Source organism: Shewanella woodyi ATCC 51908 (genome assembly GCF_000019525.1).
GTDB lineage: Bacteria > Pseudomonadota > Gammaproteobacteria > Enterobacterales > Shewanellaceae > Shewanella > Shewanella woodyi.
This window is the reverse complement of sequence record NC_010506.1, coordinates 64426-89639: the sequence shown is the minus strand read 5'-3', so window position 1 is coordinate 89639 and position 25214 is coordinate 64426. Positions and strand designations below refer to the sequence as shown.

21 protein-coding genes are annotated in these 25214 nt (G+C 43.8%); 16 read left to right on the top strand and 5 right to left on the bottom strand.

Going from position 1 to position 25214, the window contains the following annotated elements:
• Window positions 1-299 precede the first annotated feature (299 nt).
• Window positions 300-1148 (top strand): glycosyltransferase family 2 protein, encoded by an 849-nt coding sequence (locus tag SWOO_RS00385; protein WP_012322722.1) that lies wholly within the window; start codon window positions 300-302, stop codon window positions 1146-1148.
• Here SWOO_RS00385 and SWOO_RS00380 read toward each other — a convergent pair.
• Window positions 1120-2016 (bottom strand): polysaccharide pyruvyl transferase family protein, encoded by an 897-nt coding sequence (locus SWOO_RS00380; protein ID WP_012322721.1) that lies wholly within the window; start codon window positions 2014-2016, stop codon window positions 1120-1122. The two genes, SWOO_RS00385 and SWOO_RS00380, sit on opposite strands and share 29 nt — an antisense overlap.
• A gap of 46 nt (window positions 2017-2062) precedes the next feature.
• Window positions 2063-3106, bottom strand: a complete 1044-nt coding sequence (locus SWOO_RS00375; RefSeq protein ID WP_012322720.1) for a glycosyltransferase family 9 protein — start codon at window positions 3104-3106, stop codon at window positions 2063-2065.
• 303 nt (window positions 3107-3409) lie between these two features.
• Between SWOO_RS00375 and SWOO_RS00370 the strand changes: the two genes are divergently transcribed.
• Complete coding sequence (locus tag SWOO_RS00370) at window positions 3410-5368, top strand: acyltransferase family protein (RefSeq protein WP_012322719.1); 1959 nt, start codon at window positions 3410-3412, stop codon at window positions 5366-5368.
• A 136-nt stretch (window positions 5369-5504) separates the two neighbouring features.
• Window positions 5505-6263 (top strand): 3-deoxy-D-manno-octulosonic acid kinase, encoded by a 759-nt coding sequence (locus tag SWOO_RS00365; RefSeq protein ID WP_012322718.1) that lies wholly within the window; start codon window positions 5505-5507, stop codon window positions 6261-6263.
• Window positions 6264-6859: 596 nt separating this feature from the next.
• Here the strand turns inward: SWOO_RS00365 and waaA are convergent.
• Window positions 6860-8125 carry a lipid IV(A) 3-deoxy-D-manno-octulosonic acid transferase gene (gene waaA / locus SWOO_RS00360; protein WP_012322717.1) on the bottom strand — a complete coding sequence of 422 codons (1266 nt, stop codon included), beginning with the start codon at window positions 8123-8125 and terminating at the stop codon, window positions 6860-6862.
• 277 nt (window positions 8126-8402) lie between these two features.
• On the opposite strand from waaA, the gene SWOO_RS00350 reads away from it, so the two are divergent.
• The 5 genes from SWOO_RS00350 (at window position 8403) to glpG (ending at window position 12889) form a co-directional block, all read left to right on the top strand.
• Window positions 8403-9050 (top strand): TetR/AcrR family transcriptional regulator, encoded by a 648-nt coding sequence (locus SWOO_RS00350; protein WP_012322716.1) that lies wholly within the window; start codon window positions 8403-8405, stop codon window positions 9048-9050.
• A 262-nt stretch (window positions 9051-9312) separates the two neighbouring features.
• Window positions 9313-10506: a glycine C-acetyltransferase gene (locus SWOO_RS00345; RefSeq protein WP_012322715.1), complete on the top strand. Its 1194-nt coding sequence runs from the start codon at window positions 9313-9315 to the stop codon at window positions 10504-10506.
• An 11-nt stretch (window positions 10507-10517) separates the two neighbouring features.
• On the top strand, window positions 10518-11543 hold the full coding sequence (gene tdh / locus SWOO_RS00340) for an L-threonine 3-dehydrogenase (RefSeq protein WP_012322714.1): 1026 nt from the start codon (window positions 10518-10520) through the stop codon (window positions 11541-11543).
• 72 nt (window positions 11544-11615) lie between these two features.
• Window positions 11616-11924 (top strand): thiosulfate sulfurtransferase GlpE, encoded by a 309-nt coding sequence (gene glpE / locus SWOO_RS00335; RefSeq protein ID WP_012322713.1) that lies wholly within the window; start codon window positions 11616-11618, stop codon window positions 11922-11924.
• Between the two features lie 128 nt (window positions 11925-12052).
• Window positions 12053-12889, top strand: a complete 837-nt coding sequence (gene glpG / locus SWOO_RS00330; protein WP_012322712.1) for a rhomboid family intramembrane serine protease GlpG — start codon at window positions 12053-12055, stop codon at window positions 12887-12889.
• Between the two features lie 36 nt (window positions 12890-12925).
• Here glpG and elbB read toward each other — a convergent pair whose 3' ends face one another.
• Window positions 12926-13579 (bottom strand): isoprenoid biosynthesis glyoxalase ElbB, encoded by a 654-nt coding sequence (gene elbB / locus SWOO_RS00325; protein WP_012322711.1) that lies wholly within the window; start codon window positions 13577-13579, stop codon window positions 12926-12928.
• A 399-nt stretch (window positions 13580-13978) separates the two neighbouring features.
• On the opposite strand from elbB, the gene polA reads away from it, so the two are divergent.
• On the top strand, window positions 13979-16738 hold the full coding sequence (gene polA / locus SWOO_RS00320; RefSeq protein WP_041417859.1) for a DNA polymerase I: 2760 nt from the start codon (window positions 13979-13981) through the stop codon (window positions 16736-16738).
• A 108-nt stretch (window positions 16739-16846) separates the two neighbouring features.
• Window positions 16847-18081 (top strand): IS3-like element ISShwo1 family transposase gene (locus SWOO_RS00310; RefSeq protein ID WP_195742808.1). Its coding sequence is split into 2 segments (ribosomal slippage): window positions 16847-17204 and window positions 17204-18081, totalling 1236 coding nucleotides; the frame shifts between segments, so codons are not numbered across the junction.
• A gap of 1358 nt (window positions 18082-19439) precedes the next feature.
• On the opposite strand, the gene yihA is transcribed toward SWOO_RS00310, so the two are convergent.
• A complete protein-coding gene (yihA, locus tag SWOO_RS00305) occupies window positions 19440-20114 on the bottom strand; it encodes a ribosome biogenesis GTP-binding protein YihA/YsxC (protein ID WP_041417433.1) in 675 nt (224 codons plus the stop codon).
• Between the two features lie 169 nt (window positions 20115-20283).
• Here yihA and SWOO_RS00300 point away from each other — a divergent pair, with 169 nt between their 5' ends.
• The 6 genes from SWOO_RS00300 (at window position 20284) to hemN (ending at window position 25027) form a co-directional block, all read left to right on the top strand.
• On the top strand, window positions 20284-20904 hold the full coding sequence (locus SWOO_RS00300; protein WP_012322707.1) for a c-type cytochrome: 621 nt from the start codon (window positions 20284-20286) through the stop codon (window positions 20902-20904).
• A 638-nt stretch (window positions 20905-21542) separates the two neighbouring features.
• Window positions 21543-21668, top strand: a complete 126-nt coding sequence (locus tag SWOO_RS26350) for a hypothetical protein (RefSeq protein ID WP_267864813.1) — start codon at window positions 21543-21545, stop codon at window positions 21666-21668.
• The gene (locus SWOO_RS00295; protein ID WP_012322706.1) at window positions 21637-22299 is read left to right on the top strand and encodes a class I SAM-dependent methyltransferase; all 663 of its coding nucleotides are present in this window, start codon (window positions 21637-21639) and stop codon (window positions 22297-22299) included. The genes SWOO_RS26350 and SWOO_RS00295 overlap by 32 nt, the downstream gene beginning before the upstream one ends.
• A gap of 63 nt (window positions 22300-22362) precedes the next feature.
• Window positions 22363-22899, top strand: a complete 537-nt coding sequence (gene yihI / locus SWOO_RS00290) for a Der GTPase-activating protein YihI (protein ID WP_012322705.1) — start codon at window positions 22363-22365, stop codon at window positions 22897-22899.
• A gap of 62 nt (window positions 22900-22961) precedes the next feature.
• Window positions 22962-23429 carry a DUF2489 domain-containing protein gene (locus tag SWOO_RS00285; protein WP_012322704.1) on the top strand — a complete coding sequence of 156 codons (468 nt, stop codon included), beginning with the start codon at window positions 22962-22964 and terminating at the stop codon, window positions 23427-23429.
• 221 nt (window positions 23430-23650) lie between these two features.
• Window positions 23651-25027: an oxygen-independent coproporphyrinogen III oxidase gene (gene hemN / locus SWOO_RS00280; RefSeq protein WP_195742890.1), complete on the top strand. Its 1377-nt coding sequence runs from the start codon at window positions 23651-23653 to the stop codon at window positions 25025-25027.
• Window positions 25028-25214 lie beyond the last annotated feature (187 nt).

The following is a 25214-nucleotide window of genomic DNA, read 5'->3' as shown; positions in this document are numbered from 1 at the left end:
ATGTGTGGATAGTCTACCAAAAAAGCACACACTAGCAACGTTGAAAACAACTAAGAAACACACGTAAGCAAATAAAACAGCTGTAACTATGCTGTTAAATCGCTTAGTACAAAAAACCAACTCACAACAGACTAAAAATCAAAAAAACACACAAAGACAACAAAGAGATCAAACAAAAAACAAGCGTATGCACAAGGTCACAAAAAGCCCATGATAACTGGCTTTCAGCTCTTAACCAGAGAAAAATGAGTGTATAAAATACTCACTCTTTTTCGTTATTTTCAAGATTGGAAAGCATCATGACCTCATCACTCATCATTACCACTTATAACTGGCCCGAAGCATTAGCTCGAGTACTTGAGAGCGTCATGTCTCAGTCAGTCACTCCTGATGAGATCATTATTGCCGATGACGGCTCTACAGAGGAAACGAAAGAGGTGATTCGCCAATACCAAGGCCGCTCCTCGATTCCAATTATTCATAGCTGGCAGGAGGACAATGGTTTTAGATTGTCACGTAGCCGAAATAAGGCTATCTCTGTCGCTAAGATGGACTACATCATCATGATCGATGGCGATATGATTCTGCACCACAAGTTCATTGCTGATCATCTAAAGCACGCAGAGAAAGGCTTCTTTATTACCGGCAAGCGCGTCAAATTGTCCGCAGAGTTAAGTCAAAAGCAGTTCAAATCCCCTAAGCCACTAACATTGTTTAGTCGAGGCTTATCTCGTGGACGAGAGAATGCTTTTAGACTCGCTTGGCAACCTAAGCTGATGAGCAAGACACAAACAACCAGTGTTGAGGGGATCCACGGGTGTAATTTGGCTTTCTGGAAAGCAGATGTATTAACCGTCAACGGCTTTAATACACAATTTGAAGGTTGGGGGCCTGAAGATAAAGAGTTCGCCCTGCGTATGATCAACAGTGGCATCAAAAGAAAGCGCCTAAAATACGCGGGTATCGCTTTTCATATCTACCATGATGAAAGCCCTAAAACACTTCTAGAAGCCAATAGAGCTATTTTTGAAGATATCCAAATCAACAGGGCCCGCTGGTGCCCGCTAGGGATAAACGAGTTTATAGCAGTCGAATTACCCCAAGTCGATGAATTTGATGCTAGCTTGGTAACTCACTCACTAGCTTAACATTGTTGAACTTACCCATTGAGCGATCAAACACGGCACGATTTTTAAAATAGGAGTTATCAAGGAAGGTAACTTGCTTACCTAACAGGGTTGACGCGATACACACATGCAATCGGTTGGTCACAACCTGCTCAAACTTATCTAAGTGTGACAAAAACTCCTGAGCAGCATAGAAATTTGTGGCTTTGGTTTTTGTCCCCAACGAAAATAGTGCCGACATATCCATATTCTCAGTTGGCACTTCGATATCACTGCGCTCCTCATCTAACCGTAAAGCATTCAATTTAACTATGCCATTACGCTTAATATAATCAGCAACTTGAGCACGGCTCTTAGCGGCTTTAATACGATTTCGAATAGATGAAAGAGAGGATGTTACCGCCATAATACGTGTAAAGTCAGCAGCAAATACCATGTCATGACTCAGGTATATTGTCGGCCCATTACAGACGCGATTGAGATACTCGAAACTCACCTTCTCACGGCAAAATACAGTTACACGATCGCTAAGCCCACTCAAGGTTTCCTGATAGCCCTCTATGGTACAAGGGAGCAAAATAAGCTGCTTAACTTGCTTATCAAGAGCGCTAACTAAGGCATTGGAGTAGGGGTAATGTTCAGTAAATCCACCACCACCGCCAAGCACAATGACTTTATCCTTAAGGTTAAACTTATCTACAATCGAGCGCCCTTTTTTCAAAGTCTGTTTAATCTCTCGAGGAGATATAACCTTGTAGTTAAGTTTCATGTCATCTAGAAACTGAAAACTAGCAGCATTGATCAAAGAATCTCCGGCATTGCCCGGATTAGGAATAAACACAAACTCTTGGGCTGACAGCTCGAACAACACCCTTTTCAACTCTTGCATCAATACACCTTCAAGATAAAACTTATGATTAATTTACTATAGATACTTACTTATCAAACTCACGGGCTAAATCATCAAACACAGACAGTACAGGAGCGACCTCAATCATCTCCATAAGGTGTTCACCTTTGGCTCGTGTTCCCCAAACAACTGGCTGACTATGTTGACTCGCTATCGCCTTGTCATAAACGCTCACCACATGTTCAAGACTCATATAAGGCCCTGTACGCCCAGGATTGGAGTGGGCATATAGCCCGATAACTGGCGTACCCTGTGTAACCGCCATATGAGCAGGTCCTGTATCAGGTGCTAATACGATTGAAGCTTGCTTTAATACCGCCAGTAGCTGAGTCAGTGTGGTCTTACCCACTTGATTTTCCAGTGGCCGCGAGCTGTGACTCACAATCTGTTGCGCCAAAGTTTGCTCTAACTCAGTAGGTCCACCACACAGGATCACTCGGTAACCTTTAGCAATGGCATGTTCAGCGACAGCTGCATAGCGCTCAGGTAACCAGTTACGCTCAGCTTTACTGGCAGCCGCACAGATCACTAAACTCCTCTCTCCATCGGGTAGTAACAGCTTAGCAAACTCAGTATCAGCCTCTGGGACAGGAATATTCCACTGTGGCGTTAACTCTGTCACTCCTAGGGTTTTAGCAAACCCCATAAAGCCCTCAAGCACATGGGGAGAGGCTATCGCATCCACTCTATGGTTTGTGACTAACCACTGCCCCTCTTTTGCGCGGGCACGATCGAAGCCAATACGGGTTTTAGCCGAGATAGCCAATGATGCAATCGTTGCTCGCAGCGCAACTTGCATATGCAGCAAAACATCAAACCTCTGTCCTGCCAGCGCTTTTCTCAAATTAAAGTAACTTCTCCACCCCTGAGACTTATCGAAAATAACAAACTCCACGCCAGGCAAGTGCTTAAGAAGCTGATATTCAACTTTACCTATCACCCAAGTGATCTTGAGGTTGGGGTATTGCTTCTGTATCGCTTGCACCATAGCTACGGCATGGCACACATCGCCAATTGCTGAGAGGCGAAGTAAACACAAAGAGGTAATGCTATTTAAGTTTAGGCTCATAAGGAGAGATGCTTTTAAAGGAGTCACCAAGGGAGTTTAAATGAGATTGGATGAGGTTCCAAACTTAAAGCGAAAAACGCTAGCTGAAAGCCCTTAATCACATTTCTCACTCGCGAACGCTGCAAACAAATCCGCAACCACAAAGATACATGCGCAACAATACAGACACCATAAAAACATATGCAGAACATCATTTAAAATATGTAAAAACATACACTTGAAACATATATAGCAAAAAAGTTAAATCTGATATTGACTCGTTTTTATCCCTATAGATAATCATCGATTTTTCGGGGGATAAGCATGCTATTCAGAAAAGACATTAATGGCCTAAGGGCTATGGCAATTATTGCCGTCCTCCTCTTCCACTTCGACGCAAACCTGCTACCTGGAGGTTTTACTGGCGTAGATGTTTTTTTTGTTATCTCTGGCTACTTGATGACCACCATTATCTTTAATGGCATCGAACAAAACAGATTTACTTTAAGCGGCTTTTACTCTTCAAGGGCAAAAAGAATCCTACCGCCTCTGGCGATACTCTGTATCAGCTTATTGATATTTGGTTGGATTAACTTTTCAGCTTCAGATTATCGAGATTTGGCGAAACATGCAGCAAGCAGTATCGCCTTTGTCTCTAATTTCATCTACGCCAACGAAACCGGCTATTTCACCGCATCGGCAACTGAGAAATGGCTACTACATACCTGGTCACTCTCTCTTGAATGGCAGTTCTATATGCTATACCCACTGCTGATATTAGGATTGAAAAAGAGGTTCAGTGTCGATGCAATAAAACTCTGGTTAGTGTCACTGACACTTGCTAGCTTTATGTTTGGCTTATATATGTCTAGCCATCTACCTGAAAAAGCCTTTTTTCATCTTCCTTTCAGAGCTTGGGAGCTATTGTTTGGCGGTTTGCTATTCCTCTACCCCTTAAAATTATCACCTCAGTTAAGTAAGCCTGTTGAAGTATCAGGCATGGTAATGATCTTGCTAAGCTACCTATTTATCTCTTCCAATAATGCTTGGCCAAGCTATCTCACCTTGCTCCCAGTGTTTGGCGCCTCGATGATTATTATCGCTAATCGACAAGAATCCCTCTTCACTAATAATTTGATAATGCAAAAACTTGGAAATAGCTCTTACTCAATCTACCTTTGGCATTGGCCTGTTTGTATCTATCTTTACCAGATGGGTTACATGCAAAACAGTGGTGTTGTCTTAATGGGAGTTTTAGCCTCGCTCATTTTAGGCTGGCTATCCTACAAGCTAATAGAGCAAGGTAAAATAACAAGGTATCTGCCTACTCAACTACTAACACCCAAGTGGTTATTTACCATCACCTTAGTCGCTGGTATCACAATCTACCAGCTCCATGGGATCACCTCAGAGATACGGCCATATAGCACAACAGCTCAAGCCAAGTTCTTGGAGGAGTATGAACACTTTCCTCTGCAAGGTGCCTACCTAGATCAATGCAATGCCTACCACTCGCTAAAGAGTACGGGTGAAGCAAAAATAGCAGCAAGCTGTAATCACTCAGATGGTGGTACTGGCGGCGTCATGCTTTGGGGAGACTCCCATGCCCAAGCTCTCTCATTGGGTTTAAGAGAAACTCTCCCTGATACAATCAACTTTTATCAAGTCGCCTCTTCGGGCTGTAAACCCAGCCTTAAGCAAAGTGATGATCAATCGAGCTTAGCCCAAGCTTGTAACACCTCTAATCAAATAGCGCTTGAAACGATAAGCAGAATTAAACCTGACATCGTCATCATTGCTCAGGCTAACCATCACGAAGATACCAACTGGGAACAGATTGAGGCTAAGCTGGCGCAGTTGGGAGCAAAGGAGACAGTATTAATCGGACCTGTTCCCCAGTGGCGTCCATCACTTCCCTACGTAATTGCAGAGCGTCATTGGCAGGAAAAGGGCCAATACATTACAGATCAAGCGTTAGATAACTCGATTTTAATTAGCGACGATAAACTCGATATTCAAACCCAAGATGAAGATATTACCTTTATCTCACTCGTCGACAGCCTCTGTATAGACAAGGAGATGACCTGTTTGGCTAAGACAGATAAACAGCAACTCTTGGTATTCGATTACGGCCATTTAACGCAAGCTGGATCACGGCTGATCGCCAAGCAGGTCATAGTTCCACAACTGATAAAGCGCCTTTCAGCCAAACCCGGCTATACGTTTGAGGAGCTCGCTAAAGCAGCCCCTCAACAAACACATATTGAACGCTATAGTAAATAGCTCAATATAGAGCCCTGATAAGGGCTCTAGCTCTCAGCCATAAAATCTCAGTAAGGATGATTAACTCAGTATCTAAGTTACTGTAGAATAGGGCTAGCTTGCTAACTTTAACCTTAACCATAAAAGCCAACTCCCTATGCCAATAGCCTCACCTGTGACAACGCCAACTGAGATGCAGATAATCAGCTCTCCTCAAGGAGCGATCGCTGTTTGTCACCCCACGCCAGATACCATCTCCAGCAACTGGTTTACCATGGAGTATTGGCAACAAAAATCGGCGATAACGGGTTCATCAAAAGGGCGTTACACCACTTGGTTTGTGAAACCAGACCTAAGTGAAGGGGATGATAGCCAGTGGGTACTTCGTCACTACTACCGTGGTGGGCTAATGGAGAAGCTGAGTAAGGATAGTTACCTATACACAGGGCTTCACAAGACTCGCGCAGTGGCCGAGCTTGCCCTGCTTGTACAGCTCTATAATGAAGGTTTTCCCGTACCTAAACCTGTAGCGGCCAATGTTGAGCGACATGGCCTGCACTACCGCGCCGATATCATTATCGAGCGTGTCGAAGGTGCACAAGATCTGGTGGCTAAATTAAGTAAGTCCCCTATGTCTGACAGCCAATGGCAGCAACTGGGTAGCGGTATCGCTCAGTTCCACCAGCGCGGTGTTTATCATGCCGACCTTAATGCCAAGAATATTCTCATCACTGACGATAAATTCTATCTTATCGATTTCGACAGAGGCGAGATCCGCCAGCCCTCAACTAAGTGGCAAACTGCCAATTTAGAGAGGCTACAGCGCTCCTTCAATAAGGAGAAAGGGATCCTCAGCTCACTACACTTTACTCAAGAAAACTGGCAAGCCTTGATGGTGGGTTACTCAAAAGGTTAGTCACTTGCCTGATAGCGAGTTTCAAGTCTCTTTTTAGTGGGTTCATTAGGCAGGTTTGCTGTTTGGTTTGTTTACTGAATGCTATTAACTCCCAACTTCTATATTTTCACTCGCCACTCGTAGCGCAGCGTTCTAGCAGTGAGTCTGTCAGCGCTCTCGCAGGCACGATGTGCCGTCCTAGCAGGGCGAAGCCCGCCCTCTCAACACTCAAAAACGATTTACCACAGAGAACACGAAGACCACTGAGAGGAACAAAGACTAAAATATAGGGAGATAGGATAAGAATAACGATTTTTCACTCGCCACTCGTAGCGCAGCGTTCTAGCAGTGAGCCTGCGAACGTCCTCGCAGGCACATAGTGTCGTCCTAGCAGGGCGAAGCCCGCCCTCTCAACACTCAAAAAAGCGATTTACCACAGAGGACACGAAGAACACGGAGAGAAGCAAAGCCGAGAAGATAAGAAACGAGGGTAAGAGCGACAATAGCTCACTCGTAGCGCAGCGTTCTAGCAGTGAGCCTGCGAACGCTCTCGAAGGCACATAGTGCCGTCCTCGAAGGGCGAAGCCCGCCCTTCTAACTAAAAGACAGAGATAGGTTTAAGCATCAATCAAGGTGCAGGCAAGTTCAAACTGCTGTTTCAGGGCACCTTTATTAGCATCCACAACCCGTAAACCAGCTTCACTGGCGGCTTGGTAAGTTGGCTTATCATGAAACTTAGCCAGCAGCTCAGTCGCTAACTCCTCGCCACTGGCGATCACCTTTAATGCTCCGGCATCATTAAGCAAGCCGGCGATCTCGGCAAAGTCCCAATGGTTTGGCCCCACATAGACAGGTAATCCCAATGCAGCAGGTTCCAGTGGGTTGTGGCCACCATTATCGATTAAGGTTCCCCCCACAAAAGCTTGATCCGCAGCACCATAAAAGGTGAGAAGTTCACCCATGGTGTCACCTAGCAGTACTTGGGTAGTCGCGCTCACCTCATCTTGCTGACTTCGGCGAGCCAAGCTAAGACCCGATGCAGTGATCTGCTCAGCTGCAGTATTAAACTGCTCAGGGTGACGGGGAACCATGATAAGTAAGGCGTCGGGGTTTTCTAGCAGTAAACGCTTATGAGCCTTTAACATAGCATCAAACTCGCCGGGGTGAACACTGCCAGCAACCCAAATAGGGGCATTATTATCACGCCACAGCTCACGCAGTGCTCTAGCTTGCACAAGCTTCTCTGCAGGAATGGTGAGATCAAACTTTAAGCTGCCACAGACCTTAACTTTATCAGGACTAACACCTAGAGCAACAAATCGCTCGGCAGCTTGCTGAGATTGCGCCGCAATCATATCTAAGCTCTGTAGCATAGGTAGACTCAAGGTGATCCGCTTTTGATATTGATCTGCCGACTTTTGTGACAACCTGGCATTGGCTAACATGATTTTCACCCCAAGCTTTGAGGCCTGATGGACCAAGTTTGGCCAAAGCTCAGTCTCCATAATGATGATCTGCTTAGGCGATACTTGATTGAGAAAACGTTTCACACACACAGAGATATCAAAGGGAAGATAACAATGTTGCACACTTGAGCCTAAGGCTTTTATCACTTCAGCCGAACCGGTCGGGCTGGTTGTGGTCACTGTGATGGACATCTGTGGGTACTGCTGTTGAACCGCTTTTATCAAAGGGATAGCCGCTAATGTTTCCCCCATAGAAACGGAGTGGATCAAGAGATCGCTCTGTTTCAATTTGCTCAGCCCAAACCTCTCTCCCCAACGGCCTCGATAATCTGGGCTTTTTATGGCTCTAAACGCCAGATAGAGGACAAGCAGAGGTAGTAGAAGATAAAGCAGTACTGAATATAAAAAACGGTTCATGGAATTTGACACTTAAGTGGGTGCTAACGGCACAAAGGGCAATGCTAACACAAGCGATAAAAATAGCGATAATTGACAGGGTGCTTCTCCAATTGCCACAGCTTATTCTCAAGAATATTAAATTTAACTTAAATCAGTTTTGCCTGATGAATTCTGACAGTGCTAGTATACCTCTCGAACAATTTGGGTATCTTCACTCTTCAAAGATCAGGACTATGATGGGCCAGTATCAATCGACCTGTGAATAACACTTAACATAGATTCAATTAGGACGAAAATGAAAACCCGCGATAAAATAATCTACGCCAGCCTAGAGCTATTTAATGAGAAAGGTGAACGCAATATCACCACTAACCATATCGCCGCCCACTTAGGAATAAGCCCTGGTAACCTCTATTATCACTTCCGTAATAAAGAGGACATCATTCGCTCCATCTTTAGCCTGTATCAAGCACATCTAGAGACAAGCTTTCAGCCTTACGAAGGTGAGCCCGCCACCATAGATCTACTTATCGGTTACTTCGATGCCATGTTCTATGCCATGTGGGAGTTCCGTTTTATGTATGCCAATTTGACGGATATCTTAAATCGTGATGAGGAACTTAAGTCTCTCTATCTCGTCACTCAACAGCAAGTGCTTACTCGCTGCAGCCATGTGTTAAGCAAGCTCAATCAAGATGGCGTTATCGCTATCGATGAGGAGGAGATCCCACACCTTGCCGAAACCATACGTATGATAGTGTGTTTTTGGATTGGCTATAAACAGACTCACTCGAGCCAGATGGAGATCACTAAGTCATCTCTCTATGAAGGCTTGCTCAGAATACTGATGATATCGAAAGCTTACTCAACTTCAGAATCTCGCACGACATTTGTCAGACTGGAGCAGCACTACCGAGAGTTAGCAGCAGCCCCCATCGAATAGCGGCTACAGGCCATGCTCCACCAGCCTGATTGGTGGAGCAAATAATCCTAAAACCCCCTCTACAATCAACTTCTAAGAAGCGAATCTCCCCTACTACAACCCAAATTGTTACTGATTAGTTTTTTTTATGTGAAAAAGCCCCTTGCACTAAACTAAATAATCTAGCTCCTACCAGTAAAAAAAGGCTGTGAGCCTGAGCAAGTTTAAGGTTAAAATGCCGCCACTCCAACAAACAAAATAATGCTAATTAAGGAGAATTCAGGTGGCAAAGACCTCATTCTACGATCAAATTAATCAACAACTTACCCAAGTAAAAGCGGAAGGCTTATACAAGAGTGAGCGTATTATCGTCTCTCCTCAGCAGACTGAAATTCAGGTAAATGGTGCTGAAGTGATGAACTTCTGTGCCAATAACTACCTTGGCTTAGCTAACCATCCTGAGTTAGTTAAAGCAGCACAAGGTGGCTTAAACGATCATGGTTTCGGTATGGCTTCAGTACGTTTTATCTGTGGTACTCAAGATATTCATAAGCAGCTTGAAGCAAGTCTTAGCGAATTTTTAGGCATGGAAAACACCATTCTCTACTCTTCATGCTTCGATGCTAATGCTGGTCTGTTCGAAACCTTATTAGGCCCAGAAGATGCCATCATCTCAGATGCGTTAAACCACGCGTCGATTATCGATGGCGTACGTTTATGTAAAGCTAAGCGTTTCCGTTACGCCAACAATGATATGGCTGAGCTTGAAGCCCAGCTAAAAGCGGCGAAAGAAGCTGGCGCACGCAACATAATGATCGCTACCGATGGCGTATTCTCTATGGATGGCGTTATCGCTAACCTCAATGGTGTATGCGATCTTGCTGATCAGTATGGCGCACTTGTGATGGTCGATGACTCTCACGCCGTCGGTTTCGTTGGCCAAAATGGCCGCGGTACCCACGAACATTGCCAAGTGATGGACCGCGTTGACATTATTACTGGAACACTGGGTAAAGCACTCGGCGGTGCCTCAGGTGGATTCACTTCGGCTAAAAAAGAGGTTGTCGACTGGTTACGTCAACGCTCACGCCCTTACCTATTCTCCAACTCATTAGCACCTTCGATCGTCACCGCATCTATCCATGTACTTGAGATGCTAAAGTCGGGTCAGGCTCTGCGTGAAGCTGTATGGGAAAACAGCCGCTACTTCCGTGAAAAGATGACAGAAGCAGGCTTTACTTTAGGTGGTGCAGACCATGCGATTATTCCGGTAATGATCGGTGATGCAAAACTTGCCGGTGATTTTGCCAGCAGATTACTTGAAGAGAATATCTATGTTATCGGTTTCTCGTTCCCAGTAGTACCTAAAGGTCAGGCACGTATTCGCACTCAGATGTCAGCGGCGCACACTAAAGCGCAGCTAGATAAAGCTATCGAGGCATTTACTCGTATCGCCAAAGAGATGGGCATCATATAGGGATCGATGGGATGAAAGCACTAAGCAAGCTTAAACCAGAAGAGGGGATCTGGATGGTCGATGCTCCGAAACCGGAGATGGGCCATAATGATCTACTGATTAAGATTAGAAAAACCGCTATTTGCGGCACTGATGTCCATATCTACAACTGGGATGAGTGGTCACAGAACACGATTCCAGTGCCTATGGTCGTCGGTCATGAATATGTCGGTGAAGTTGTCGATATCGGCCAAGAGGTCCGTGGGTTCTCTATTGGCGATCGCGTTTCTGGCGAAGGGCACATCACCTGTGGTCACTGCCGTAACTGTCGTGCAGGCCGTACTCACCTATGTCGTAACACGTCAGGCGTGGGCGTTAATCGTGATGGTGCCTTTGCCGAATACTTAGTGATCCCGGCATTTAACGCCTTTAAGATCCCCGATGATATCTCTGACGATCTGGCCTCTATCTTTGACCCATTTGGCAATGCGGTTCACACTGCGCTCTCTTTCGATCTTGTGGGTGAAGATGTATTGATCACAGGTGCAGGTCCTATCGGCATTATGGCCGCAGCTGTCTGTCGTCATGTTGGTGCACGACATGTGGTCATCACCGACGTTAACGAGTATCGTCTTGAGTTAGCCCAAAAGATGGGAGCAACACGCGCCGTCAATGTGGCTAAAGAGGATCTTAAAGATGTCATGAGCGAACTTGGCATGACTGAGGGCTTCGATGTCGGTCTTGAGATGTCTGGTGTGCCTTCTGCTTTCCACTCAATGCTTGATACCATGAACCATGGCGGTAAAGTTGCCATGTTAGGTATTCCTGGTGGCGATATGGCTATCGATTGGAGTAAAGTTATCTTCAAAGGGCTCATCATCAAAGGGATCTACGGTCGTGAGATGTTTGAAACCTGGTACAAGATGGCGAGCTTAATCCAGTCAGGGCTAGATATCTCACCTATTATTACCCACCATTACAAGGTTGATGAGTTCCAACAGGGCTTCGATGCCATGCGTTCGGGTCAATCGGGTAAGGTTATCCTAAACTGGGATTAACCGTTATTGACTGCCAAAAAAGGGCTGAAGAATCAGTCCTTTTTTATATTTTTCACCCTACAGAGTAAGATTATGTCTACCTTCCAACACCTTAGCGTGAGCCAGTTGATTCAACTGTCAGAAACCAACCCAGAGACTCAAATTGTCGATATCCGTGATGCAGCAAGCTTTGAATCTGCACATATCAAAGACTCAATAAACCTTAATAACGATAATCTTGCCAACTACATCGCTGAAGCGGATATGGATCAGCCCTTGATTGTGGTGTGTTACCATGGGATCAGTAGCCAAGGTGCAGCGCAGTATATGGTTGAACAGGGATTCGATGAGGTATATAGCTTAGATGGTGGCTATCAAGCGTGGCGAGAGTCTGAGGATTAATACCAATCAGTATAAACCTTAAGAGGCTTTACTAAGTTAGTCTTTGTATTAATTAGAGATACTTGTATTTATCTAATCAAAGAGTGCTATCCTATCTAAAGTTCCCCTTCTAGATATAAGGCTCTCCTATGATAGAGATAGGCAGGTTACCTAATGAAAGAGCAGCTCAAGCTCTGGTCGATTATCTCAAAGGTGAGAACGTCGACTGCAAAGTCATCCCCTCTGAACAAGGTGTCATTATAGCCGTAGTTCATGATCACGATAGTCTGAAAGCCACCATGGAGTTTCAGCAATTCGTGCTAAACCCCCACGACGATAAATATCTACAAGCCTCATGGGATAACGGTGATACACGCTTAAAAATGGATTATGGCGCGCCATCTCTGCAGTTGTTAACTCAGTTTATCTCAGGCGCTGGTCCTCTTACGCTGGCAGTCTTCTTTATCTGCATCTTAGTGTTTGCAGGCTTCAACTTAGGTTTTGCCAACCCTATTTACGAATACCTCTCCTTCTTCGGTGCGGCTCCCGGCCCAGATCTCAGTCAATTTTGGCGGATTTTCACGCCGATCTTGCTTCACTTCTCCGCCCTGCACATCATCTTTAATCTACTCTGGTGGTGGTATCTAGGAGGAAAAATTGAGAACAAACTTGGGGTTGCTCCGCTGTTTATCTTACTGCTAGTGGCTGGAACCGTACCTAACCTCGTCCAGTACTACGTTAGCGGCCCTAACTTTGGTGGATTATCTGGCGTGGTGTATGCCGTGGTCGGTTATACCTGGATCATGGGAGTAAAACGCCCAGAACTTGGTATAGGCCTGCCTCCAGCCTATATTGGCTTTATGCTGTTATGGCTCGTTTTTGGCTTTACCGATCTATTCGGCCTCTCGATCGCTAATTGTGCAAATGTAGGCGGGCTTGTAGTTGGTCTACTGCAAGGATTTATCGACAGTAAAAGACGAGTTTAAGAGCCCTAAATCGATTTCATGTTTAGGGCTTTAACGTTAAACCAGTTCTAGCACCTTTTTAACTAGCTTCTCAATGCCGATATTCGCCTCCGAGATGCTGCCAGCCAACATATAAGCTGGCGTACTCACCACTTTTCTCTCTTCGTCGACAATAATCTCTTGAACCTCTGCTGCCTGATGTATGCCACCCATTAAATTAAACGCTTGTGCCGTCTCGAGATCTGAGCCTATGGTGCCGTTAACACCTTCACCATACAGCCTTGGGATCATAATCGGTGCGATACAGATAAATCCAACTGGTTTACTAGCCTCAACAAACTCACGAATAAATACACTTACTTCTGGCGAAACTTCACAGTCACTGCCATTGGTTGCAAAGTTACACAGATTTTTTGCCGCACCAAACCCACCTGGGATGATCAACCCATCAAAAATAGCGATATCCAACTCATCGGTGGCCTTTACCTCTCCACGAGCGATGCGCGCTGACTCAATCAATACATTACGCTGCTCGCCAGCTTCAACCTCACCAGTTAAATGATTAACCACATGCATCTGATTAATATTAGGAGCAAAACATTGATACTCTGCACCTAACTTATCCAGCGCTAACATAGCTAAAACAGACTCATGGATCTCGCTACCATCGAAAACACCAGCCCCACTCAGAAGCACTGCTATTTTTTTCATTAAAATCTCTCCATATATACTTTTTTATTTTAACAAGAGGATAACAAATCTCTTGATCTGTTTATTTTTCGTGCTAAGTTAGTTCATCAACTTTATCAACTGCTGTTTATTCAACCAAGAGATAAGAGCTATAAGAACAAAAATAATAAAGTCCACAAAATAAAAATAAAATAAAGAAACTAGAACCTACTTCACACTTTTTTATTTTAACCTAACTTTTCATAAGCTTAGCTACCACTCAAATTGAATGAGTTCGTAACTTTCACTCTTGCTGTTTTTTTTAACACACAGACTTATCCACAGGCTGTAGGTTAAATTATCATGGCCGAAAACTCCCTTCTATGGCATGCTAGCGCCACTATCGAAAACAGATCTCGAAACCAAAGCCGAATACTTATTATGCCTAAAATTGCTGAAAACCCTTTAGTTCTTGTGGATGGTTCTTCATACCTCTACCGAGCCTATTACGCACCACCACATCTAACAAATTCAAAAGGGGAAGCGACTGGAGCAGTCTATGGCGTGATCAACATGCTACGCAGCTTACTTAATCAATATAAACCAAGTCAGATGGCTGTGGTATTCGATGCAAAAGGTAAAACTTTCCGTAATGATATGTACGAAGAGTACAAGGCACAGCGTCCACCTATGCCAGATGATCTTCGCACCCAAATAGAGCCACTGCATAATATTATTCGCGCATTAGGTTTACCTCTTGTCTGTATTCCCGGCGTCGAAGCCGACGATGTGATAGGCACGATTGCGACACAAGCCAGCAAAGAGGGACGCGCCGTCCTAATCAGCACTGGTGATAAGGATATGGCTCAGCTGGTCGATGATAATGTCACACTTATCAACACCATGACCAATACCATTATGGGACCGGAAGAGGTGACTGAAAAGTTTGGTGTAGGGCCTGAGTTGATTATTGATCTGCTAGCACTGCAGGGCGATAAGGCAGATAACATTCCAGGTCTTCCAGGTGTTGGTGAGAAAACAGCAGTGGCTATGCTAACAGGGGCGGGTAGCGTCGAGCAGATCTTAGCGGCTCCAGAAAAGATACCGGCTTTAGGCTTTAGAGGTTCTAAAACCATGCCTGCCAAACTCGCCGAACATGGTGAGATGCTTAAGTTATCCTACGAGTTAGCGACCATTAAACTCGATGTAGAGATGGAGCAAGACTGGAAAGAGTTAGTCATTGCACCAGCGAATAAAGATGATCTGGTGAAATACTATGGCGAGATGGAATTTAAGCGCTGGTTAGCCGAAGTCTTAGACAATAAAGGCAGCTCAGCTCAAAGCTCAGATAACAGTGCAGATGAAGAGGAGGTTGTTCCACAGGCTATCGACGCCGAATATGAGACAATTCTGACTCATGAAGCTTTGGACAAATGGATCGAACAACTCACCAAAGCAGATCTCATTGCTATCGACACTGAGACCACCAGCCTAGATTACATGACAGCTAAGCTTGTGGGGATCTCGTTTGCTGTAGAGGTTGGCAAAGCCGCTTATCTCCCATTAGCACACGATTACCTCGATGCTCCTGAGCAACTGGATTTCGATGAGGCTATCGCCAAGCTTAAGCCTCTACTTGAAGATCCCAAGCTTAAAAAAGTGGGACAAAACCTTAAATATGACATCAGCATCTTTGCCAATGTCGGCATCAAGCTACAAGGTGTTGCCTTCGATACCATGCTCGAGTCCTACGTATTTAACTCGGTAGCTTCAAAGCACAATATGGATGATCTGGCACTTAAATACCTAGGTCATAAAAATATTAGTTTCGAAGAGATCGCCGGGAAAGGCGCTAAGCAGCTCACCTTTAATCAGATCGATCTCGAAACAGCTGCCCCTTATGCCGCAGAAGATGCCGACATCACCCTTAGATTACATCAACATCTATGGGCAAGATTAGAGAAAGAACCAAAGCTTGCTTCAGTATTTACTGATATCGAACTGCCACTGGTTCAAGTACTCTCAAAGATCGAACGCCAAGGCGTACTTATCGACAGCATGATGCTAGGTCAGCAAAGCCAAGAGATCGCTATCTCTATCGATAAGCTAGAGCAAGATGCTTTCGAAATAGCTGGAGAAACCTTCAATCTAAGTTCACCTAAGCAGTTACAAGCACTCTTTTTCGAGAAGCTTGGCTACCCAGTGATTAAGAAGACCCCCAAGGGAGCCCCTTCAACCGCCGAAGAGGTGTTGGTCGAGCTTGCTCTAGATTACCCATTGCCTAAGATAATCTTGCAACACAGAAGCTTAGCGAAGCTTAAAAGCACTTACACTGACAAGCTTCCCCTAATGGTTAATGCTCAATCTGGCCGAGTACACACCAGTTATCACCAAGCTAATGCCGCAACGGGTCGTTTATCTTCCAGCGAACCTAATCTGCAAAATATCCCGATCCGAACCGAAGAGGGACGCCGCATACGCCATGCCTTTATTGCTCAAGAGGGTAAAAAAGTGCTGGCAGCCGATTACTCTCAAATCGAGCTACGGATCATGGCTCATCTGTCACAAGACAAGGGCTTACTCACCGCTTTTGCTGAAGGTAAAGATATTCATAAAGCCACGGCAGCAGAGGTATTTGGTGTTGATTTCAGTGAGGTCACCACAGAGCAGCGCCGCCGTGCTAAGGCCGTTAACTTCGGCTTAATCTACGGCATGTCTGCATTTGGTCTTGCTAGGCAGCTTGATATTCCTCGCGGTGAAGCGCAAAAGTATATCGACACTTACTTCGATCGCTACCCAGGTGTGCTCAAGTATATGGAAGACACCAGAGCAGAAGCCGCTGATCTTGGTTACGTCTCGACTCTTTATGGCCGCAGACTCTATCTACCTGCGATTAAAGACAGAAACGCCATGCGCAGACAAGCCGCCGAGCGCGCCGCAATTAACGCGCCTATGCAAGGAACAGCCGCTGATATTATTAAGAAGGCAATGATCAATATTGCTAGCTGGATCGAATCTGAGACCCATGGTGAGATCACTATGATCATGCAGGTACACGATGAATTGGTATTTGAGGTCGATAGTGATAAAGCTGAAGCATTAAAAGAGCAGATATGTAAGATGATGGCCGATGCAGTTAGCTTAGATGTCGAACTACTCGCCGAAGGCGGAATAGGCGACAACTGGGAGCAAGCTCACTAACGCCTCTGCAGTAAGTAAAAGTAATCAATAAAAAGCCTCTACTTCTTAGAGGCTTTTTTTGTTTTTGTGTCTTGTCCTGAAATGTGTTTACACATTTAGGACTTTATTATGACAACTCAAATCCCCACCCACGTTAAGCGAACACAACGAGATTATTCGTTAGGCTTTAAATTACAAGTTGTAGCAGCCGTTGAAAAAGGCGACATGACTTATAAGCAAGCTCAAAGCATTTATGGTATCCAAGGTCGTTCAACCGTACTTACTTGGCTCAGAAAGCACGGTAAGATGGATTGGACTCAACCAGTGAGAATAACCATGCCTAAGACCACCAAAGCTAAAGAAACGCCAGCTCAAAAAATAAAGCGCCTTGAAAAAGAGCTTGAGGATGAACATTTACGTAATCTATTACTCAATGAAGCCGTTGATATCATTGATGCTGAGTATGGCGCAGGCCTAAGAAAAAAGTACTTAGCCAGGGAGCGAGAAGTCTTCAAAAACAGAAAGTAACAAGCTTAAATCGTGCTTGCGAGCTTCTTGGCATAACAAGACAAGCTATCTACCAAAGAGAAACGAGAGAACTCTGCCGAGCTATAGAACTGGCCCCAGTAAAAGCAATGGTGCTTGATATCCGTCGCTTTATGCCACGTGTGGGTGGCAGGAAACTCTACTTTTTACTGAAACCCAAGTTCATCGAGAAAGGAATTAAACTTGGGCGAGATAACTTCTTTAGTTACTTGAAACGTGAAGGGTTATTGGTAAAACCTAAGCATAACTATACCAAGACAACCCACAGTAAACACTGGATGAAGAAACACCCGAATTTACTCAAAGAGTTTACGCCTTTATCGCCTGAAGAGGTCTTTGTGAGTGACATAACTTATGTTCAATCAGAGCAAGGTGTTCACTACTTGTCACTGGTGACGGATGCGTTTAGTCGTAAGATTATGGGTTATGAACTTAGTGATGAGATGAAAGCAACTGATGTAGTTAAAGCCTTAAAAATGACAGTGAATAATCGCCAATATCAAGGCCATGCAGTTCATCATTCAGACAGAGGGTTACAGTATTGTTCAGCAGTCTATCAGTCAGCATTACAGAAAAATGGTATCCGAGCATCAATGACGGATGGGTATGATTGCTATCAAAACGCATTAGCGGAGCGAGTAAATGGTATTTTGAAGCAAGAGTTTTTGTTATATCCGTGCAGCAATCTTGATGAGTTAAAGCGACTCGTTGAAGAGTCAGTTTTTATATACAATGAAATGAGGCCGCACTTGAGTTTAGGTATGAGAACACCAAATCAAGTGCATAAAAAAGACCAGCAGCAAGAGCAACTGGTCTAATTAAAACCGTCAACCTATTTCAGGATGGGACATTGACCTTTGCTTCTCTAAAACAGCTAATACCAATCAGTATAAAGATTTGATCGCTCAGCGAGAGTTTAGCGGTCTTAGGGCAAGGTCCTTAATTGCTCCTCGGCTCTAGCATCCTCGGTAACTGCTCCTGCGTTACTCTCGATAATTGCTCCTGCATTATTCTACCTTCAGCCATCCATAGCTTCGTACCTCCTGAATCCATTCAGTCGTGCTTCGCCCTACCTCCTATATCTGACTTCCATGGAAAGGAAGAAATGTCTTATTTTGTATGGAACAAAATAGACCATATAGTCGTGCTTTAATGACATTCACTACATCTGACCTCCAGGGTCTTAAGCGTTCCATATGTTTTAAAGACATTTCCCATATCCCTATGGGTCAGTGGAGGAAATGTCTTATGTATGTCAGGAACATACAAGACCATGTTCTTTGCAACGAGTGAAGAGCATAGTGAAACTAGGGTTAAGCTCCCTCTTTGTTTATAAAAAGTCACAGCATCTGCACCGCTAAAACTCGCCAGTGAAGGAGTATTTTTGGCTGCCTACTTCTGCGTTGAATGAACTCACAAGGGAGCAACCATTCTATCATCCATTCGCCTTGAATTAGTTTGCCAAAAAACACTCTGAGTAGATCAACTTCTCATACTGATTGGTATGCCTCCTTTTCACAGCCCAGAAAGGCATAAATGTGGCAAAAAGATCAGAATATGATGCAAAAGCATCCAAAAATAGCTAACCGATTTATATATAGGCAAAAAATCATAATAACAGGATCAAAATCTGAGTAAAAAAGCTGCTTAAGGTTGGACTTGTGTCACATTGTTACGCTTTTATTTGAAAAACAGTTTTCTAAATTACGGTCAATGGGGTATTATTCTCTGCGTAGGGTACAGAGGTTAAGATGTTCTATCTTTCAGACCTTTTTAATTCGCTAGTTTATAGTGAATAGCCAAATTATGGCGCCTCAGCAACTTAGTTTGCTGGGGCTTTTTTTCGCCTAAAATTTAATTTAGAGCATTTACTTTAAAACCACCCTTTTTCCATGTATGCTATCGATATTGAGTGTCAAAAAGCTTAGCTAGTTGGTACTTGAGTCTTGTTGAATTTAGCTTCTCCCCAAAAGAGCTAATTGGGCCGATGGTTTTTCCGTCGGCTATTTTTTTATCTAAAATTCAACCTCCTAGATAAAGCCTCCCTTAAGTAAAACAATACCGTTTATCACTACATAATGGTTTAACGGCATCTGTTTATGGCAACAAAAAGCCCCGACCTCATAAAATGAAATCGGGGCTTTGGTTATTCGATACTTATAGTAATTGGTATTACTTAATCATTTTCGCTCTCATCAGCGGCTTCAGCTTCGGCTATCGCTTCCATTAACCATTCAGGATGACACCACTCATTCAAAATACTCAGCACTTTAGGCTTACCTAAGCCTTTTAGCGATGAAAATGCTTCAACTTTGACTCGGTCATCATAATCACCAAGGTGTTTTCTCACCTCGTTAATCATCTTCATCCGCTCACTCTGCTTCATCTTGTCCGCTTTGGTTAACAGAGCAAGTACAGGGATCTCGCTTTCAACTGCCCACTCAATCATCTGCATATCGAGATCTTTAAGAGGGTGTCTAATATCCATCAAAACCACAACGCCAGTTAAACATTGGCGCTCTTGCAGGTATTCACCTAGGGCGTACTGCCACTTTTTCTTCAGCGCCAAAGGAACTTGAGCAAAACCATAACCAGGCAGATCCACCAATCGGCGGTGTTCATCTAACTCAAACACATTAATTAATTGTGTTCTTCCTGGGGTTTTACTGGTTCTTGCTAACCCTTTTTGGTCGGTTAGCATATTCAATGCACTCGATTTACCGGCATTTGAACGACCCGCAAACGCGATCTCAACCCCTGCATCTCCCGGTAAATACTGGTTAAGATGCGCAATATCAGGAGCACTGATTAAAAACTTTGCTTTACGAAAATCCATACGAGATTCAGTCACTACCGACTCCAAAAATATGATGTTTTGCACTTTAAATATCGAAGAGTTGCTTACATTTTCACAATTTCGTGTAAAATATTACCTCGATCACAATAAGTACATTTTATCACGCTTGCGAGCTATGCTAGTAAGCTCAGGACAAAAAATTTAACAAATAAGTTGGAACGCCATGAAAAAGTTAGCTCTTGCGCTATCTGTTTTAGCCTCAATCTCTTCACCTGCAATGGCAGAAGGTAATGCTGAAGCAGGAAAAACGAAAGCCGTCGTTTGTTCTGCCTGTCACGGTGTTGATGGTAACAGCATGATAGACATGTACCCAAAACTTGCCGGTCAACAAGCGACTTACCTTGAAAAGCAGATGCGCGATTTCCGCAGCGCTGCTCAGACAGGTGGTAAAGAGGGTCGTAACGATCCAATCATGGGCGGAATGGCCATGATGCTTAGCGACCAAGATATTAAAGATGTCGCGGCATTTTACGCTTCACAGACACAAACTCAAGTGGAAGTCGCAGATATTCCTGAACTAGGTGAGCAACTATACAAGAGCGGTGATGTCGCTCGTGGCATTACTGCCTGTATCGCTTGTCACGGTCCTAGTGGAGCAGGTTCTGAACTAGCAGGTTTCCCTGCAATCGGTGGACAACATGCTAATTATCTCACGATCCAGATAAATAAGTTTCGTGATACAAGTCGTAACAACGATTTAAATGGCATGATGCAAGATATTGCTAGCAAGCTTACAACTGAAGATGCAGAAGCATTATCTAAATATATATCAAGCCTTAAGTAGTATTTAGGCATGTTAAAAAAAGGTGGCGAGGCCACCTTTTTTTGTACTTTAGCATTACCTTTACGTAAACTTACCTTAAAAACATGCTTGACAGTGATCACAGATTTAGGTTTAATTGAGCCCGTACCGAGATGAACCCATCTGTTTGTATAAAATATCTAATAACAACTTACAGTTTTCGGTTACAATTACATTTAAGATATAAGAATAAATATATTCAATAACAATAATATAATTAAGACCACTCTCTAAAAATAATAAAGAGTCGTGATTTCACTTGAAATCCAGGTCAGTAAAACTTTTGTAAGGAACTTGGTTAGGAAGGCCAAATAGCTCTAGTAGCGCTCCCTTACAGGTTTAGAGAAGATTACTTCGCAGCTTGCTGTTTTAGAGTAATGATTAACTAAGCTAACAGTAAACCAAACAGGGATGGTTTATTAAACGTCAAAGATGACGATTTGGATAGTGATGTGTCATGAAGACCATCTACGGAAGCTGTGGTCAGGATGACTCAGGATATTAAGAAAGTGTCTGGATGACCGACAACTAAAATACTATGCATGGAAAGCAGCCAAAAAAAAGATGGATACTGACCGGGAAAGTCGCATAGCAAGTACGGAAACTTGGAACAAGAATTGGTGTCTTTGACACTTTTTGAAGGCGACAGTCATACTGTCGCCTTTTTTTATGCTACTTTGTCCTACGACCTATCTCGATTAGTGAATGCTGAAGATGCACAGATGTCCCCTTTGCCACAACACTGATACCTCTCTATTTCACCGCAACAAAAAACGCGACATGTATACATGCAGCCACTGCCAGTTAATTTTTTCCGATGCGACCTCTCACCTTCCCCCTCAAGTTGAGAAGAATAGATATCTTGAAAGCAACAGAAAGAAGCAGGCTGCACTGACTCAATTTCTAATCAGTTTAATTGCGCAATGTGAACAAGGTTCATCAGCACCACTATCCGGCCTTAACTTTGGCCGAGTGTTAGACTCAAGCTCACTTTCAAGTACGGGACTACATCAGCACCATATTGAACAATATGATCCCTTCTTTGCACCCGATCACCACCTATTAAAGCAGCATTATGACTATATTTGCTGCTACAAAGTATTTGAACATTTCCGCTTTCCTTTTAAAGAGTGGTCTCTGCTAGGCACCATGCTCAAACCTGGAGGCTGGCTCGCCATTAGCACCAAATTACTCACAGATATCCACTCTTTCGATAAATGGCACCACAAGAACAACCTGACCCATGTCAGCTTTTATCAACGCTCAACTTTCGAGTATCTAGCCGAGCAGGCGGGTTTTAAGCTATTATTCGCAGCAAATGATCTCATTTTGGTGCAAAAACCATCAGGATCTGATATAACACGCGGCCAAAGTTAGCTAGCTTGATATTTCATCGGCGCTTCCATACCAAATTCGTATTACCAGTTATTGAGAAAACCCATGGCACACTCTAAAAAATCGCGTAAAGCTAATGAAAACTCACCTAAGTTAGCTCCCAGAACCAAGAAGAACGAACGTGTTCTTTCTGGTAAAAAGAAAGACACAGGCAATAAAGCCGGTAGCCGCCACAACAAAAAGGTTGTAGGTAGTGTAAACGGCACTGCGACTCAGAAAAAAGATCCTCGTCACGGTAGCAAAGTGGCTGTAAAACTCGATCTTCCCTCTAAGGTTGTTGCACCTAAAAAAGAGAAAGGGCCTAAGCTCACTGATGAGCAGAAGTTACTTAAATTAGAAGACGATCCAAGACTAAACCAGCTTCTTGATATGCTTGAAGAGGGACGAGAGTTACCACAAGATGATCAAAAGTGGTTAGAGAAGCAACTAAACCAGATCGAAGCACTAATGGAGCGTTTAGGCATTACCGAAGAGGATGATCTTGAGCATGTGATGAAATCAGTCACCAACAGCGATGACGATCTATTCGATAAGTTTGAATCGGGCGCTGATCTGCTTAAAGATTTCCAAAACAAAGAATAAAGACTTTCTACCTTCTAAAATGGCATCGATATTGATGCCATTTCTCTATATATGGATAAAAGATGACAACAGTACTGCTTATACTCGGTTTTATCATCGTAGCTTCTCTAGCCTGCTACGCCACCATATTAATACTCAAACTACGTAAGCAGACTGCCGATAGACTAGCAAAACAGGCTGAGCTAGATGCCGCCCATAAAGCTAAACTCGAAGAGCACTTAGATAGTATCCGTTATATCGCCACCGCGATGTTGGAGGATAGGTGTGAGCTATCTGAAGGTGTGATGAGAATTGCCAACTTATTCAATATTATCTCGCTATCTGAGCAGGTGGCCAACGATTACCCAGCTATCTTTAAACACTTTGCCGTGATTGAGTCTCACCCCATTATGGCCGAGCGTAAGCAGCTTGAGAAAAGAGCCCGCATGAAGCTCGACTATGCTCGTATGCGCTCAGAAGCCGAATTAGAGACAGAAATTTTGCAAGAAGCTAAGCAGCTCACCACGTTTACCCCTACTCCTTTGCATTAACACTTTTTAGGTAAAGCTAAGAATTAAATAGGATAAAAAGGGTTAAGGCGTGAGTCCGTGCACAAATTCTCCACAGGAACACTGACATTCACCTCGATTTCAGGGATATTCTTTCACTCTTTAATTATGCAGACTTCATTTTTATAACATGGATCATAGTTATCCAATGAATAACGATGCATACTTTACACCTTGCTAAATTACTACCCGGAGGACACGCCTTGAAGCAGCCCACCCAAATTAGTTGGGATCAGTCAATGATCGAAAAATACAATTACAGCGGTCCCCGTTATACGTCATACCCTACGGCATTGGAATTTGATGACTCTTTTACTGAAGAGAAGCTACTCACTTCCATTGCAAACAGCAAAAGCGATAAGTTATCTCTTTATCTGCATATCCCTTTCTGCGCTAAGCTTTGCTACTACTGCGGCTGTAATAAGGTGATCACTCGTCACCAACATAAAGCCGATCAATATATCGAATACCTAGCTGCTGAAATCGTTAAACGTGCTCCGCTGTTTAAGAACTACCTTGTAACTCAAATTCACTGGGGTGGCGGTACACCGACCTTTTTAAGCCCAGATCAGATCCTAAAGCTCTCTTCACTTATCAAAGAGCACTTCAATGTCGCTGATAAAGGCGAATACTCTATCGAAGTGGATCCACGTGAGATTGAGCTCTCTATGCTTGATACGCTTAAAGAAGCGGGCTTTAACCGCATCTCTATCGGTGTACAAGACTTCAATAAAAAGGTTCAAATCGCGGTAAACCGTGAGCAAGATGAGCAGTTCATCTTTGACCTGATGGCCAGAGCAAAAGAGCTAGGCTTTGTTTCAACAAACATTGACCTTATCTATGGCCTGCCACACCAGACACCTGAGACTTTCGCAGAGACAATGCAGCGCGTGCTAGATCTCGACCCAGATCGTTTATCTGTCTTTAACTACGCACATCTGCCTGCCCGTTTTGCAGCTCAGCGTAAGATTAAAGATGAAGATCTAGCATCACCTCAGCAGAAGCTAGATATGCTCCACCAGACTATCGAAACCTTAACGGGTGCAGGGTACCAATACATAGGTATGGATCACTTTGCTAAGCCAGATGATGAACTGTCGATTCTGCAAAATGAAGGTCGTCTGCACAGAAACTTCCAAGGTTATACCACTCAAGAGGAGTGCGACCTATTGGGACTGGGTGTATCATCAATCAGCCAGATCGGTGACTGTTACGCTCAAAACCAAAAAGACATTCGCCCTTACTATGAGTCAGTAGATAAGTTAGGTCATGCATTGTGGAAAGGCTGTAGCTTAAACCGTGACGATGAGATCCGTCGTGTGGTGATTAAGCAGCTTATCTGTCATTTTGACCTTGATATGGCTCAAATCGATGAGAAACTAGGTATTAACTTTGAAGAGTACTTCAGTGAAGACCTTAAACTACTGCAAACCTTTATCGATGATAAGCTAGTCGACATCACAGACAGAAAGATCACCATCAGCCCTACTGGCCGTTTGTTGATCCGTAATATCTGTATCTGTTTTGATGTTTACTACCGTGAAAAGGCAAGACAGCAGCAATTCTCTCGCGTTATTTAACGAGAAGTAAAAGTTAAACCATAAAAAGCCGACCTGAGTGTCGGCTTTTTTTATCCATAAACGCCCACACTAGCAGCTCATCAAAGTGATAATCACAGCGAAAACTAACAAGATTGCATACAAAATTCTAAAATAATGCTAGGGTCTCTTCTGCTTAAAAATCCAAATTATAAAAACAGATAAAGGA